Origin of the sequence: Ruicaihuangia caeni (assembly GCF_040536845.1) — a bacterium.
GTDB lineage: Bacteria > Actinomycetota > Actinomycetes > Actinomycetales > Microbacteriaceae > Ruicaihuangia > Ruicaihuangia caeni.
Map to the genome: position 1 here is coordinate 1,726,150 of NZ_CP159582.1, position 15,122 is coordinate 1,741,271.

Genomic DNA, 15,122 nt, shown 5'->3' on the forward strand with positions numbered 1-15,122 from the left:
CGATACTCAAGGAGGAGTAGTCAATGACCGATCCCAAGGTGTACCTGCTTGATGGAGGGAGCCTGGTCATCGACCGCTCCCAGGTCTTCTGGCACCACGACATCGGGACGCCGGTTCGCTTCCCCGTCTACAGCGTGCTCGTCGAGCACAAAGACGGTCTGCTCATGTACGACACCGGTTACGACCTCGAGCACACCCAGCGGGTCCTTCCCTTCGAACTGCCGGAGCAGACTCCCGAGCAGAGCATCCCGGCGCAGCTCGAGCTGTGCGGCTACAAGCCTGAAGACGTCGACATCGTCATCAACTCGCACTTCCACTTCGATCACGTCGGCGGCAACAAGTACCTCAAGAACGCGCGCGTGCTCGTGCACAAGGAGGAACTGCGCCACGCCCGTGTCCCCGAGCCCTTCGAGCGTCTGGGTTACTCCGACCTCTCCTTCGACTACGAAGGCGTGAAGTACGAGATGATCTCGGGCGACCACGAGATCGTTCCTGGGATCTGGATCTATGAGACGCCCGGGCACACAGCGGGGCACTACTCGCTCTTCGTCGAGATGCAGAACGAAAAGTCGATGCTGTTCTGCGGCGACGCCGCATACACCTACGAGAGCATCGAGCGCGAGGTCATCGGTGGCTTCCACCTCGACCCGGTCGACTCGGTGGATTCGCTGCGCCGCCTGCGGTACCTGGCCCGCGCGAAGAACGCCGACCTCTACCCGTCGCACGAAATGGAGCCGTTCCTCACTTGGAAGAAGGCCCCCGAGTACTACGGCGGCAACTAGTCCGCCGCATTCAGCACGCCGCGGCATCCGTCGCGGCGATCGAACCATACGAAGGAGTGTGAGCAATGGGAAACGCTGAGCAGGCTGCACAGCGCGTCGCCATCGTGACGGGAGCTGCCCAGGGGATCGGCGCGGCTATCGCCCGCCGGATCGCGAAGGACGGTGTCACCGTCGTCGTCGCCGACATCAACATCGACAAGGCCAACGAGGTTGCAGCATCCATCGGGGGCTACGCCCACAAGGTCGACGTGAGTAACGAGCAGTCCGTCAAGGAACTCGTGGATGCGGTGATGGAGAAGTACGGCCGTGTCGACATCCTCGTGAACGACGCAGCCCTCGTGCCGCAGGTCGCTTGGGAGGACATCACCTTCGACGAGTGGCGTCGCGTGATGGCGGTCAACATGGACGGCCTGTTCCTCATGACCAAGGCCGTGTCGAACCAGATGCAGGAGGCCGGGTACGGCCGCATCGTGAACATCGCCTCGAACACGTTCGTCGCAGGCACGCCGAACTGCGCCCACTATGTCGCCACCAAGGGTGCGTCGATCGGCTTCACGCGCGCGCTCGCGGGCGAGCTCGGAAAGTACGGAATCACGATCAACGCCATCGCCCCCGGCTTGACCGCCAGCGAAGGCGTCATGGCAGGCCCCCACGCTTCGGGCTTCGATTATGTGGTCCCGATGCAGGCGTTCAACCGCAAGGGCCAGCCCGACGACATCGCGCCCGCGGTGGCCTTCCTCGTCTCCGAGGAGGCCGGCTGGGTCACGGGCCAGACGCTCGTGGTCGACGGCGGTCACACTCGCAACTGACCCACAGGCGTGCGTCGCGCGGGTGATTCGCCCGGAACCGCCCGCGCGACGCGCAATCATCCGCCCGTCACGACACTCACGTGATGCTGTGACGGGCATTCTCTTGCCAATTCACTTCAATTATTAGAAGCTAATACGAGAGTCTCGCTATGCGAGATTTAGGACAAAGGATTCCGGAGGACCAGATGAGCGAATCGAATGGTCGCCACGCAGAGGTGGCCGGCGGCGGTTTCGCCGGCCTCACCGTGGCCACCGCGCTCGCACAACGTGGCTGGAGCGTCACGCTCCACGAGAAGGGCGACGAACTGCGTGCGTTCGGCGCGGGCATCGTGCTGTGGCACAACAGCCTTGAGGTGCTCAAGGCCATCGGCGCATACGAGCCGCTCCTGCCGAAGTCGATGGTGCCGCCGTTCTACGAGACGCGCATGCACAATGTGACGCAGTCGAAGGAGGACTTCTGGGGTCTCGAGTGGCGCACGATGACGCGCCAGGACCTGCATGAGACCCTCGTCGATGCCGCTCGCAACAGCGGTGTCGACATCCGCGTCGCCTCGGAGGTCGTCTCGGCCGATCCGGCCGGCTCGGTGACCCTCGCCTCTGGCGAAGTGCGCAAGGCCGATCTGGTCATCGGCGCTGACGGCGTGGCATCGAAGGTGCGCGACTCGAACCAATTCGAACTCGAGCGCACGAAGTCCCGCGACGGCATCACCCGCCTCATCGTCCCGCGCCGCAAGGAAGACCTCGGCCCCGGCGAGTGGGACAACGTCATCGACTTCTGGAACCTCGAGCCGCGCGTGCTCCGCGTGCTCTACGTGCCGTGCAACGACGACGAGTTGTACCTGGCGCTCATGGCACCGATCGAAGACAAGGAAGGGTCGGCCGTGCCGATCAACTACGACGTCTGGGTCGAGAGCCACCCCTACCTCGCCCCGGTGCTCGAGGAGGCCGCGAAGATCCACGGCCGTTACGACGGGTACCAGACCACCGTGCTGAAGCAGTGGACGAAGGGTCGCATCGCGCTCATCGGCGACGCCGGCCACGCCATGTGCCCGGCGCTGGCGCAGGGTGCCGGCACAGCGATGTCGAACGCGTACACCGTCGCAGTCGCAGCGACCGAGGCGGCCAATGCTGACCTGCCCCAGGCGCTCGTCGACTGGGAGGCCCGCGAACGCCAGATCACCGATGAGTGCCAGGAGCGCTCGGCGTGGTTCGCCGAGACCCGCAGCATGGCCAAGGGAAACCAGTTCACACCGCAGATGCTGGAGACAGCGCGGTACGACCCCACGACGAGGGAGATGATCAGTGTCGGTTGAGTCGCTGCCGGGCTATGAGGTCCGCACCTGGTACTCGGCGGTCGAGGAGATCGTTCGAGAGGCGGGGAACGAGCTCGAACAGCCCCTCGTCAAGGCCGCCGTCGGCGTCGCCATCCGCAACCCCTTCGCCGGGAAGCCGTTCCAGCAGGATCTGAGCTCGCTCACCGATCCGAGTCGCGAACTCGGCATCCAGCTCGGCAAGCGCGCCGCGGCGCTGCTCGGCGGGCGTCCCGTCGAGGGCTACGGCAAGGGCGGAGTCGCGGGGATCAACGGCGAGCAGGAGCACGTTGTGGCCTGCGTCACCACGGTGTTCGGCAACGGATTCCGGGATGCCGTCGGCGGCGGTCGCGCCTGGATCTCCTCGGTGACCAAGGTCGCCGCCCCGGGCGTCTCCATCGACATCCCGCTCGCGTTCAAGGACGAGGTCTACGTACGCGACTACTACGACGGCATCACGCTGCACATCCCCGACGGCCCGCGCCCGGATGAGCTCCTCATCTGCGTCGCAGTGGCGAGCGGCCCACGCCCGCACGCGCGGGTCGGCGGCATGACGAAGCAAGAGGCGCTCGCTCAGTTCTCCTGAGCACCGACTTCACCAGCATCCTGATTGAAAGGAATCCACGACCTATGAAGAAGCCTGGACCTCTGAACGCTCCGCCCGAGATCATGTCGGTGCTCGACGATCTGTCGCGCTCGCACCGCATCCTCGAGATGGAGGGGCACGGTGACATGTCCATGGGGCACTTGTCGTACCGCGACCCGGAAGGCCGCGGACTGTGGCTCAAGCGCGGCAACCTGGCGCTGAGCGAGGTGCAGCCCGACGACTACATCCTGATCGACTTCGACGGGAACGTGCTGCAGGGCGAGGGGCTGCGCCACCTCGAGTGGCCGCTGCACGCCGAGATCATGAAGGCGCGCGATGACGTCAACTTCGTCGGCCACTCGCACGCTCACTTCGCGACGGTCTACGGAGCAGGCAAGGGCACACTCGGCCCGGTGAACAACCACGGCGTGTGGTTCGCGAACGGCGGGGTTCCCCGCTTCGACGAGACCAGCCACATCATCACCACGGTTGAACTCGGCAAGGCGGTCGCCCGCACGCTCGGTGACGCCGAAGCCGTGCTGCTCGCCAACCACGGCATCGCATTCGTCGGCTCCGACGTGAAGTCGCTCACGCTGTGCGGCATCTTCCTCGAGTGGTCGGCCAAGTTCCAGATCGATCTCGAGGCCAGCGGCAACGACTTCGAGTTCCCGGATGCCGACGAGACGGTCGAGAAGAACCGGCGCATTTACCCCGAAGCCGCCCGCAACAACTACTGGTGGTACTTCAACCGCAAGCTCGACCGCCTCGAGGGGCGCGAGCCCCAGCCGATGTAGTTCGAGAAACCCACCCTGATCATTCGAAGGAGAATGCCATGTCGATCCCAGCAGTAGTCACGGTCGTAGGTTCGGGCACGATGGGCCCGGGCATCGCGGCCGTCTTCGCTCGCGCCGGTGCGCAGGTGCGCGTCTACGACGTCGTCGCCGAAGCCCTGACCCGTGCCGAGCAGGCCGTCGCGATGTGCGAGGGCGTGCTCGACAACCTCGGCAGCAACAAGGTGGATGGCGGCAGCGTGTCGTACACGACCGACATCGCCGAGGCCCTGCGCGGCACCGAGTTCGTGCTCGAGGCCGTTCCCGAGCGCGAGGACCTCAAGAAGAGCGTGCTCGCCCAGATCGAGGCCGAGGTGAGCGACGAGACGATCATCGCGTCGAACACGTCCGGCATCCCGATCACCAAACTCGGCGAGGCGCTCAACGCGCCTGCGCGCTTCATCGGCATGCACTGGTCGAACCCGCCGCACCTGATCCCCATGATCGAGGTCGTGCCGGGCGAGCAGACCTCGGACGCCGTGCGCGACCGTCTCATCGAGATCGTCAACGCGTTCGGCTACGAGGCGGTGCTCGAGCGCGAGGTGCCCGGCTTCGTCGAGAACCGGGTCCTGTACGCGATCATGCGCGAGTGCCTCGCGCTCGTCGACGAAGGCGTCATCTCTGAGCGCGACCTCGACACCGCGGTGCGCTGGGGGATCGGGTACAAGCTCGCGGTCGTCGGACCGATGCGCCTGCTCGACATGGCGGGGCTCGATATCTACACGAGCGTCGCGGGCTACCTCAACCGCGACCTGTCGAACACCGACGGGGTGCCCGCCTTCATCAGCGACCGCGTTGCGTCCGGCAAGCTGGGCTTCAAGTCGGGCGGCGGCATCTTCGAGTACGGCGAGGGCGATGTAGCTGCGCTGCGCGGCGAGATCGTGCGCCAGCTCACTGCCGTTCGTAAGGCCATGCCGGCCCCTCTGAGCGACAACCCGGTCTGATCCGTCGATGGCTGTCGAATCGCAAGACATGCAGCAAGGCGTGCAGGCAGGCGGGTTCGAGGATCGCCGGGTCAACACCGGTGACATCGAGCTGCAGGTGCGCGTGCGTGGAACAGGCGACACCACGGTGTTCCTGTTCCACGGCGTCACCGCCAACCTTGACGTGTGGCGCCCGATCGCCGAGGATCTCGCAGCGCAATTCACCGTGGTGGCGGTCGATCAGCGCGGGCACGGGCGAAGCGACAAGCCTGCCAGTGGATACACGCATACCGACTACAGCAACGATGTCATCGCTCTGGTCGAGCAATTGGGCGGCAATGGCGGCAAGGACGTCGTAGTCGGCCACTCGCTCGGGTCGCGCAACGCGACGGTCGCGACCGCCCGGCGCCCAGATCTCATCGACGGCTTCGTCGGCATCGACTTCACGCCGTTCATCGAGACAGAGGTCTTCGATTCTCTCGAGGCCAGGGTCAACGGTGGAGACCAGCACTTCGCTGATCGCGATGCGGTCATCGAGTACTTGCAGAACCGGTACCAGAAGATCCCGCGCGAGGCGATCGTGCGCCGCGCTGACTATGGCTACGTGCGCGACGGTGATGGACTCCGCCCGCTCGCCTCGCCCGAAGCCATGGCGCAGACTGTCACGGGGCTCCGAGCAGACCTCGCACCATTCACCGAAGACGTCGCCCGGCCCGCGCTGTACATCCGCGGCGCGGAGAGCACGCTGGTCACCCAGGCCGCGTTCGAAGCCACCAGGCGCCTGCGTCCCGACCTCGGCTACCAGCTGGTCGACGACGCTGACCACTATGTTCCAGAGGAGCAACCGCGAGCGATCGCGGACAGCATCCGTTCGTTCATCGCCGGGCTCTGACCGGCCGAAAGGAAGGCACGACATGCCACTCAACATCAAGGACCTCAAGGTCACCAGCCCCGACATCGGAACGCTCGAGAAGATCGACGACCGGTTCGCAGCCGAGACGGGCAACCAGGTGCCGCGGGTGCAGATCTCGGGTGCGCCGGCCGAGGCCGTGGAGCTCGCGCTGATCCTGCACGACCCCGACGCGCCGCTGGCGAACGGGTTCACGCACTGGACGGTATACGGCATCGACCCGTCCACCACCGAACTCGGCGGTGACGCTGCCGTGGGGCGCACCGGACCGAACGGCATCGGCGAGAAGGCGTACACCGGACCGCAGCCGCCGCACGGTCACGGCACCCACCACTACTACTTCTGGGTGTACGCGCTCGACACGAAGGTGGAAGGCGAGCCGACTCGCGAGGAGTTCCTGGCTAAGTACGCGGACAATATCATCGAGCAGAACCGCACGGTCGGCACGTACGAGCGCTGATCAGCCCGATTGGCGAGGGCGGCCGATAGCGGTCCGGCAAAGGAGAGAGTTGGCGATGCAGTCGACGTCGACGCAGGGCAACACGACGCAGGGCAACACGACGCAGGGCGCGGGCGCTGCGGCGCAGAACAAGACGAAGGGCGTCGACAGCGCACGCCGCGTGCTGCAGATCCTGCTGCAATTCGGCGAGTCGAAGCCCGAAGTCACGATCGAAGAGGTCGCCGCGCAGCACAACATCTCGATCCCCAGCGCATACCGCTATATCGCGCTGTTGCGCGAGCTGTATCTCGTCGAGGAGCGCAACCGTGGCACCTACGTGCTGTCGCCGCAGGTGCTGCGGCTGACTGCCGCTGCGGAGGCCAGCATCGACGTGGCAGCGGCCGCCCAGCCCGTGGTCGACCGACTCGTCGCGCAGACGGGTGAGACCGCGCTGGCCATGCGCCGCATCGGCGACAGTGCGGTCTGCGTGGTCTCGTCGCAGCCCGACCTGACGCTCGGCATCTCGTTTCGGCCCGGCCACCTCATGCCTCTGCATCGAGGCGCCGGGCCGAAGGTGCTGCTCGCGTCGATGCCGCGATCGCGACGCGAGTCGTATCTGAGCCGGGTCATGCACGAGTCCAGCCCCGCGCGGATCGACGGGTTCCGCGATGAACTGCGAGCCATTGCGAAGGCCGGCCTCGCGATCTCCGACTCCGAGGTGGACGACGGTATCTGGGCTGTGGCCGCGGCCGTGAACGTCGAGAACACCGTCGTGGCGACGATCAGCATCGCCGGCCCGTCGTTCCGCATCGGCGAGGCGCGGCGCGAAGAACTCGTCGCGACGGTGCAGGCCGCTGCTCGTGAGATAGAGGCCGCTATTCGACGCGAAGAGGCGTGATCGCGTAACGACCCGACCAGTCAGCGATCAGTCCGGCTCCTCTTGGTCACGGTCCGGAAACGAACTCCGAGCCGCCCAGAGTACTGCCCTGAACCGGCAGTACGCTGCCGCGTGAGGCGCCCTTCGAACGAGGTGCACACGCGGCTTTCCGTCGTGCTCGCGCATCGGTCCGCGCCCCACGAAAAGGGGCACGAAAACCGGCATTCAAACTTGTTGACACCCCGGCGCTGCTCTTATATGTTGACACTCTAACTGCAGGCTTTGAGAAAAAGTCCGCAGTTGCGGCGCGACGAGGGAGTCGCGACGTCCTTGACACGAAGGGATACTTCCGCGTTATGTCACGTTCCACAGTTCTTCCCAGGAGGCTCGCCAAGGTCGGTCTCGCCGCGGTGCTGGGAGCAGCTCTTCTCGCTACGGCGGGCTGCACTGCTCGAGGCGGTGACACCGGTGATACCGGTGACAACGGCAAGGCCGAAGGCACGAAGGTCGAGCAGTTCGCCATCGTCACGCCCGAGAAGGAATCCGACCACGGTTGGAACCAGCAGGGCATTTGGGCTGCTCAGCAGGTCGCCGACGAACTCGGCATCAAGCTCGATGACAACTCGAACGTCGGTTACGACAACACCGAGACGATCCTGAGCCAGGTGGCCGAGAAGGGCAACGACTTCATCATCGCCCACGCCAGCGGGTTCAACACCGCCGGTGCCCGCGTCGGACAGAGCACCGGTGTGCCCGTGCTCGTGGTCGACTACGACCAGAACGTTCCCGGCAAGGTCGCGACCGTCATGACCGAGGCGCAGGAGGGCGCATACCTCGCCGGTGTCGCCGCTGCGATGAGCACCACGACCAAGACGGTCGGCGTCGTGGTCTCGGCGGAGGACCTCAACTGGTTCACCATGTCGGGTGGCTTCGCCCAGGGCGTCTACAGCGTCGACCCGTCGATCAACGTCGTGCTCGCCTACATCGGCCCCGCTGAGTACGGCGACTCGGCCGGTGGACGCAACGTGGCCGCTCAGGTGATCGCGGCCGGCGCCGACGTCATCTTCGGCATGGGCGACGGCGCGACCGTCGGCTACCTGCAGGCGATCGAGACCGCCAACACCGGCTACCCGGTGCGCTACATCGCCACCATCGGCGACGTTACCGAGGCCGTGACCGACCCGAGCATCGTGCTCACCTCGGTGCTCTGGAACTTCGCCGACGCGTACAAGCAGGCGATCGCCGACATCGAGGCCGGCACCTTCGGTGAGAAGTCGTACTCGCTCACGGTCGAGAACGGTGGTCTCACGCTGCAGGAGAGCGACCAGCTCACCGACGAGGTCCTCGCCGCGGTGGAAGAGGCCAAGAAGGGCATCATCGACGGCTCCGTCAAGGTCGAGAAGACCACGACGAAGGACGCGGTCCAGGCCGTCATCGACGCCCACTGATCCATCGAGTGCGGCCGGCTCGCGCCGATCGACACCGATTGATCGGCGCGAAGCCGCTCGCGCACAGCAACACTCGACACCGGGTCGTCCCGGGGCGGGCGCTCAGACGCCTCCCCGGGACGCCGCCCGACATCAGGAGACGACGTCGTTTCCGAACAGGGACGCGGCTCCAGAGAGAGAAGCAAGTCATGAATCGTGCAGACCTTCACGCTCCGGTGGAAGGCGCGCAGAACGAGGTCCTCGTCAGGCTCGAGGGCATCGGCAAGGTGTTCCCAGGGGTCGTCGCGAACGACGACATCAGCCTGGAGGTGCGCCGCGGGCAGGTGCACTGCCTGCTCGGCGAGAACGGCGCGGGCAAGTCGACGCTCATCAGCATCCTGGCCGGCATGCAGCAACCCGACAGCGGCCACATCGAGATCAACGGCGCGCGCGTCGCGATCAGCTCTCCGCGCGTCGCCATGGACCACGGCATCGGGGTCGTCTATCAGCACACGACCCTCATCCCCACCCTCACGGTGCTCGAGAATCTGATGCTCGGCGACACCGGCAGACTCCCGCTGGATCGCAAGGGCGCGATGAAGCGGCTCAAGGATGTCAGCGCCAAGCTCGGCGCCGACATCAACCCCAATGCGCTCGCCGGCGACCTCGGTCTCGGGCAGCAGCAGCAGGTCGAGATCGCCAAGGCGATGTGGCAAGGATCGAAGGTGCTCATCCTCGACGAGCCCACCTCGATGTTGACACCCCAGGCGATCGCCGAGCTCGAAGAGAGCGTCAACCGCCTCAAGGCCGAGGGGCTCGCCGTGATCTTCATCACGCACAAGCTGCGCGAGGCATACGCGATCGGCGACTGCGTGACTGTGCTTCGTGGCGGCCGCATGGCCGCGTACATCAGTCCTGAAGAGTTGAGCCAGTACGACGAAGAGGCCGCGAAGAAGCGCATCCTCGAGGCGATGTTCGGCGACGACATCGACAACGTCAGCGCCGACCAGGCGGAGGAGCTCGCCGGTGCGACGCGCGCCGGTCAGGACCACGACGCGGATGCCGCGGCATCCCGCCCTCTCGTCCTCGAACTCCGCGGAGTATCGAGCCACGCCGGACGCATGGAGATCGGCATCGACGACGTCTCCATCGCCGTGCACGCGGGCGAAGTGCTCGGCATCGCAGGCATCGACGGCCACGGCCAGAGCGCGCTCGCCGAGACCATCGCAGGTCAGCGCTCGGCGCAGAAGGGCGCCGTGCTCTTCGAGGGCCGCGAGGTGACCAAGCTCGGCGTTCGCGCCCGCCAGCGGCTCGGGCTGCGGTACGTCACCGACGACCGGCTCCACGAGGGCATCGTGGGCGACCTCTCGGTCGCGGTGAATCTCGTGCTCAAGCGCATCGGCCAAGCACCGTTCTGGAAGCGCGGGCAGATCAACCGCTCGGCGGTTCAGGCCGAAGCGGCCGAGCGGATCGCGGAGTACGAGATCCGCACGCCGGGCGCAGACACGCGCGCCGGTACGCTCTCCGGCGGAAACATCCAGAAGATCCTGCTCGCGCGCGAGCTGTCGCACGACCCGAAGGTCGTCGTGTTCCACAAGCCGACGTACGGTCTCGACCTCAAGACCGTGCACCGTGTTCGCGAGGCCGTGCGCCGCTTCGCAGCGGAAGGCGGGGCCGCGCTCCTCATCTCGACCGACCTCGACGAGCTCGTGGAGCTCTCCGACCGCATCGCCGTCATCTCGAAGGGCCGCATCGTCGGAGAGGTCGCGAACGACTCGTCGGGAACGAGCGAGCGAGTCGGCGAGCTCATGACCGGTTCGACCCGCGAGCCCTCGCTCGCCTGAGTCCGCGACCCAAGGACCACCATGACCACGAATATGCAACTCGCACCCTCCACCGGTGCGCCGCAACCCGCTCCCTCCACGGACGCGGTCCCGCAGCCCAAGCAACGAGGCCGAGGCCGCGCCGCAGTCGACGTGCTCGTACGCACCATCACCCCAGTGGTGCTCGCGCTGCTCGCCGGTGCACTGGTGCTGCTCATGCTGGGCAAGGACCCGCTGCAGTTCTACGGCGACATCGTGTACTACGGCCTCGCCGGCAACGGTTGGCAGAACAGCATGATCGCGATGGCGCCGCTGCTGCTCATCGCACTGGGCCTCATCATCGCCTTCCGCGGCAAGCTGTGGAACCTCGGCTACAACGGCCAGTACCTGCTCGGCGCGGCGATCGTCGCGGGCTTCGGTCCCGACATCCTGGTCTCGTTCCCGCTGGCAATCGGCATCCCGCTGCTCGCCATCATGGCCATCGTCGTGGGCGCCGCGTGGACGATCATCCCCGCGCTGCTCAAAGCGAAGTACGGCACGAACGAGATCATCACTACGCTGATGATGTCGTTCATTGGCGTCTCGGTCACCAACATCCTGGTGAAGGGGCCGTTCCAAGACGCGAGTGTGGCGGTGCCGCAGACGCGTGAACTGCCGTTCGACGGCATGCTGCCGTACATCCCCGGCACGAAGGTGCACATCGGGTTCATCATCGCGATCCTGATGGTGCTCGCCTTCCACTTCATCCTCAAGCGCACCTCGTTCGGCCTGCGGCTCGACGTGTTCGGCGCGAGCACGAAGTCGGCGAAGCACGTGGGCATCGACGCGCGCAAGATGACGATCGTCATCTTCGTGCTCAGCGGCGCGATGATCGCGCTCGCCGCGGCCATCGACATCATGGGCCTGTGGGGCTACCTGCGCACCAACTGGAACCCTGCGTACGGCGACAAGATCCTGCCGTTCGTGTTCCTCGCCCGGCTCAACCCTCTCGCATCGATCCCGCTCGTCGCGTTCTACGCGGTGCTGGCCACCGGTGGAACGATCGCCGCGCAGGCGAGCAACTTGTCAGTCGACTTCCTCTTGGTGATCGTCGCGCTGATCCTGATGTTCATGACGATCATCGAGTACATCGGCATGAAGCGCGATCTCGGCCAGAGCTACCTGCCACAGGGGCTCCGCCAGTCGCTTCGTCTGGGCTCGGTTGGAAGGAAGAAGCAATGACCGAGGCGATCCTCGTCGCATTCCTCATCGGCACGATCGCCGCCGGCATGCCGCTCATGCTCGCGGCGCTGGGCGAGACGATCGGCGAGCAGTCTGGCGTGCTGAACCTCGGTATCGAGGGAATCATGCTCATCGGAGGCTACTTCGGCTTCGTCGCAGTGCTCATGACGCAGTCGTTCTGGCTCGGTCTCCTTGTGGGTACGCTCGCCGGCGTGGCGAGCTCGCTCATCATGCTCGTGCTGAGCGTGTGGCTGGGGCTGAACCAGATCGTGGTCGGTATCGCGATCACGCTCGCGGGATCCGGCATCACGAGCGTGCTGCACACCCAGAACTACGGCTCGACGAACCCGCGACTCGGTCTCGACACGCCCTGGAAGATCCCGTTCCTCAGCGACATCCCCGTCGTGGGCCCGAGCATCTTCTCGCAACCGGGCATGTTCACCGTGGCGCTGCTCATCGCGGCGGCGGTCGCCTGGTGGCTGCACAAGACGAACCCCGGACTCCGGCTCCGAGCGGCCGGACAGAAACCCGCCTCCCTGGATGCCGCCGGCGGAAGCGTGCTGCGAACCCGCTCGCTCGCGGTGCTGGCAGGCGGAGCCTTCTCCGGTCTCGGTGGCGCGTATCTCGCGCTGCTCTCGACCGGGGCGTTCACGCCCTTCATGACGCACGGACTGGGGTACATCGCGATCGTCGTCACGATGCTCGCCCGCGGTCGCATCTCCTGGGTGGTCGTGGCCTCGCTCGTCTACGGGGCCTCGGTCGCAGTGGGCACAGCCATCCAGTTGACGAACATCAACCTGCCGAACGACGTCATCAAGATGCTGCCGTTCATCATCGTGATGATCACGCTCATCGTGTTCGCCCGCAGCGCGTACATCCCGCCGGCGCTGGCGGTTCCGTACACTCGAGGCGCTCGCTGAGCCACCCCGGCATCGAAGCACCGATTTAAGGAGTCACTGTGTCGACAGCACCACTCGATTTCACCCTCTCAGCCGGCCCCACGATGGCGACGCCGCGAACGCTTGCGGCGCTCGGGTCGCCGATCGTGTACCACTACGACCCCGAATTCATCGCCACCTTCCACCGTGCGGAGGAGAAAGCCGCGAAGGTCTTCAAGACGACCAACGACATCGTGCTCATGCAGGGCGAGGCGATCGTCGGTCTCGAAGCCGCAGCGCGCGCGATGACCCGTCCCGGGATGAAAGTCCTGAACCTGGCGCAGGGCGTCTTCGGCAAGGGCATGGGCTACTGGCTCACGAGCTTCGGCGCCGAACTGCATGAGATCGAGGTGCCCTACAACGAGGCCGTCTCGCCCGAAGCGGTGGAGGAATACCTTCAGCAGAACCCGGGTATCGAACTCGTGACCGCGGTGCACTCCGAGACGCCATCGGGTACCGTCACCGACTGCTCGAAGATCGGCCCGATCGCTGCCAAGTACGGCGCAATGACCCTGATCGATGCGGTGTCGTCGATCGGCGGGCTCGAGTTCGAGACCGATGAGTGGCAGATCGACGTGGTCGTCACCGGTGCTCAGAAATGCCTCGGAGGCCCTCCAGGGATCGCACTGCTCGCGATCAGCGATCGGGCTTGGGAGCGCATCCTCGATAACCCGAACTCCCCGCGCGACTCGTACGTCTCCCTGGTCGACTGGAAGCTCAAGTGGAAGCAGAACGAGGCTTTCCCGTACACGCCCTCGGTCTCTGATGTGCACGGCGTCGAGTCGGTGCTCGACCAGGTGCTCGAAGAAGGGCTCGAGCAGGCGATCGCCCGCCATGCCGCCGCTGCGCGTGCCACGCGGGCGGGGGTGCGCGCGATGGGGCTGGAGCTGTGGGCGGCATCCGACGAGATCGCGGCCGACTGCGTCACGTCGGTGAGGCTGCCCGACTCTGTCGACCATGTCGAGGCGCGCACGCACATCCGCAACAACTACGGCGTCATGCTCTCGAGCGGCCAAGGTGCCGGCAACCTGCTGCGTCTGGCGCACATGGGCCCCTCGGCGCGGGGCATGTACCCGATCGTCGGCCTTGCGGCGATGGGGCAGGGGCTGCGGGATCTCGGCATGCAGGTCGACATCGGGGCAGGCATCGACGCGGCCCTCACTGAGATCGCCGCGACCCGGCAGGCCGCGGCGGTCTGAGGCTCCCGGGTGCCGGCTGACTCCGTGGCGCCCTGATGACTGCTCGTGCGTGCGCCATGCGCGACTGACGCGCGCACGAGCGCACCCCGCTGCTCGGCTCGTCGAGGCGGCTCGGGCTCGGCTTGTCGAGGCTGCTCCACTCGTCGAGCCCGCTCCGCTGGTCGAGCCCGCTCCGCTCGTCGAGCGACCGGCCTGATCGTCGGTCGGGGCGGCGCTAGGCTCGCAGCGTGTCGTTCTCCATGGGGCCAGCGCTGCTCTTCTGCCCGGCCGATCGACCGGATCGCTACGAGAAGGCGGCCGCGCGGGCCGATGCGGTGATCCTCGACCTCGAGGATGCCGTCGCCCCGGCCGACAAGCCCGCGGCTCGCGATGCGGTTCTCCGGCATCCGCTCGATCCAGACCGCACCATCGTGCGCGTCAACGGCGGCAGCAGCGGCGCGTTCGAAGCCGACCTGGAACTGCTCGCGCAGACCGCCTACCGCACCGTCATGCTCGCCAAGGCCGAGTCGGTCGAGCAGGTGGCGTGGCTCTCGGAGTATGCCGTCATCGCGATGTGCGAGACGGCGCGAGGGGTGCTCGCTGCGCCGGAACTCGCGGCGGTGCACAACACTGTCGCGCTTGCTTGGGGAGCCGAGGATCTCGTGGCGACCGCCGGCGGCACCTCGAGCCGTCGAGTTGACGGGCGCTACCGCGACGTGGCGCGGCACGCGCGGTCGACGGTGCTGCTCGCTGCGGCGGCGCACAGTCGTGCCGCGATCGACGCCGTGTACGTCGACCTCGCGGATCTGGGCGGGCTCGCGGCAGAAGCGGAGGATGCCGCGGCGTCGGGCTTCGCGGCGTCGGCGTGCATCCACCCGAGCCAGGTCCCGGTGATCAGGCAGGCGTATCGGCCCGCTGCGCACGAGGTCGAGTGGGCGCGGGCCGTGCTGGTCGCGGCAGAGGGGGAGCCGGGCGCCTTCCGCTTCCGCGACGCAATGGTCGACGCCCCGGTGCTCGCCCACGCGAACCGCATCCTCGCGCGGGCCGACGCCCCGCACTGAAGCGCGGC

General features: G+C 66.4%; 15 protein-coding genes. All 15 read left to right on the top strand.

Annotation, left to right across the window (positions count from 1 at the left end):
- Positions 1 to 23 precede the first annotated feature (23 nt).
- A complete protein-coding gene (gene pldA, locus ABV606_RS08030) occupies positions 24 to 782 on the top strand; it encodes a 4-pyridoxolactonase (RefSeq protein ID WP_353987315.1) in 759 nt (252 codons plus the stop codon).
- A 65-nt stretch (positions 783 to 847) separates the two neighbouring features.
- Entirely contained in the window at positions 848 to 1,591 is a 744-nt protein-coding gene (gene pldH / locus ABV606_RS08035; protein ID WP_281488385.1) for a pyridoxal 4-dehydrogenase, SDR-type, read from the top strand.
- Between the two features lie 185 nt (positions 1,592 to 1,776).
- A complete protein-coding gene (locus tag ABV606_RS08040; protein WP_353987316.1) occupies positions 1,777 to 2,904 on the top strand; it encodes an NAD(P)/FAD-dependent oxidoreductase in 1,128 nt (375 codons plus the stop codon).
- A complete protein-coding gene (locus ABV606_RS08045; RefSeq protein WP_281488387.1) occupies positions 2,894 to 3,487 on the top strand; it encodes an amino acid synthesis family protein in 594 nt (197 codons plus the stop codon). The genes ABV606_RS08040 and ABV606_RS08045 overlap by 11 nt, the downstream gene beginning before the upstream one ends.
- 44 nt (positions 3,488 to 3,531) lie before the next feature.
- On the top strand, positions 3,532 to 4,281 hold the full coding sequence (locus ABV606_RS08050; RefSeq protein ID WP_281488388.1) for a class II aldolase/adducin family protein: 750 nt from the start codon (positions 3,532 to 3,534) through the stop codon (positions 4,279 to 4,281).
- Positions 4,282 to 4,319: 38 nt separating this feature from the next.
- Entirely contained in the window at positions 4,320 to 5,261 is a 942-nt protein-coding gene (locus tag ABV606_RS08055) for a 3-hydroxyacyl-CoA dehydrogenase NAD-binding domain-containing protein (protein WP_281488389.1), read from the top strand.
- 7 nt (positions 5,262 to 5,268) lie between these two features.
- Positions 5,269 to 6,132, top strand: coding sequence for an alpha/beta fold hydrolase (locus ABV606_RS08060; RefSeq protein WP_281488390.1), 864 nt, complete (start codon positions 5,269 to 5,271; stop codon positions 6,130 to 6,132).
- A gap of 22 nt (positions 6,133 to 6,154) precedes the next feature.
- The gene (locus ABV606_RS08065; protein WP_281488391.1) at positions 6,155 to 6,610 is read left to right on the top strand and encodes a YbhB/YbcL family Raf kinase inhibitor-like protein; all 456 of its coding nucleotides are present in this window, start codon (positions 6,155 to 6,157) and stop codon (positions 6,608 to 6,610) included.
- A 55-nt stretch (positions 6,611 to 6,665) separates the two neighbouring features.
- Positions 6,666 to 7,487 (top strand): IclR family transcriptional regulator, encoded by an 822-nt coding sequence (locus tag ABV606_RS08070; RefSeq protein ID WP_353987317.1) that lies wholly within the window; start codon positions 6,666 to 6,668, stop codon positions 7,485 to 7,487.
- 335 nt (positions 7,488 to 7,822) lie between these two features.
- Positions 7,823 to 8,914 carry a putative B6 ABC transporter substrate-binding protein gene (locus ABV606_RS08075; RefSeq protein ID WP_353987318.1) on the top strand — a complete coding sequence of 364 codons (1,092 nt, stop codon included), beginning with the start codon at positions 7,823 to 7,825 and terminating at the stop codon, positions 8,912 to 8,914.
- 188 nt (positions 8,915 to 9,102) lie between these two features.
- The gene (locus ABV606_RS08080) at positions 9,103 to 10,737 is read left to right on the top strand and encodes a putative B6 ABC transporter ATP-binding protein (RefSeq protein WP_353987319.1); all 1,635 of its coding nucleotides are present in this window, start codon (positions 9,103 to 9,105) and stop codon (positions 10,735 to 10,737) included.
- A 21-nt stretch (positions 10,738 to 10,758) separates the two neighbouring features.
- The gene (locus ABV606_RS08085; RefSeq protein WP_353987320.1) at positions 10,759 to 11,937 is read left to right on the top strand and encodes a putative B6 ABC transporter permease subunit 2; all 1,179 of its coding nucleotides are present in this window, start codon (positions 10,759 to 10,761) and stop codon (positions 11,935 to 11,937) included.
- The gene (locus tag ABV606_RS08090; RefSeq protein ID WP_281488396.1) at positions 11,934 to 12,857 is read left to right on the top strand and encodes an ABC transporter permease; all 924 of its coding nucleotides are present in this window, start codon (positions 11,934 to 11,936) and stop codon (positions 12,855 to 12,857) included. Before ABV606_RS08085 ends, ABV606_RS08090 begins: the two co-directional genes overlap by 4 nt.
- A gap of 38 nt (positions 12,858 to 12,895) precedes the next feature.
- Complete coding sequence (locus ABV606_RS08095; protein WP_353987321.1) at positions 12,896 to 14,074, top strand: pyridoxal-phosphate-dependent aminotransferase family protein; 1,179 nt, start codon at positions 12,896 to 12,898, stop codon at positions 14,072 to 14,074.
- Between the two features lie 227 nt (positions 14,075 to 14,301).
- Positions 14,302 to 15,114 carry an HpcH/HpaI aldolase/citrate lyase family protein gene (locus ABV606_RS08100; RefSeq protein WP_353987322.1) on the top strand — a complete coding sequence of 271 codons (813 nt, stop codon included), beginning with the start codon at positions 14,302 to 14,304 and terminating at the stop codon, positions 15,112 to 15,114.
- The last annotated feature ends 8 nt before the right edge of the window (positions 15,115 to 15,122 follow it).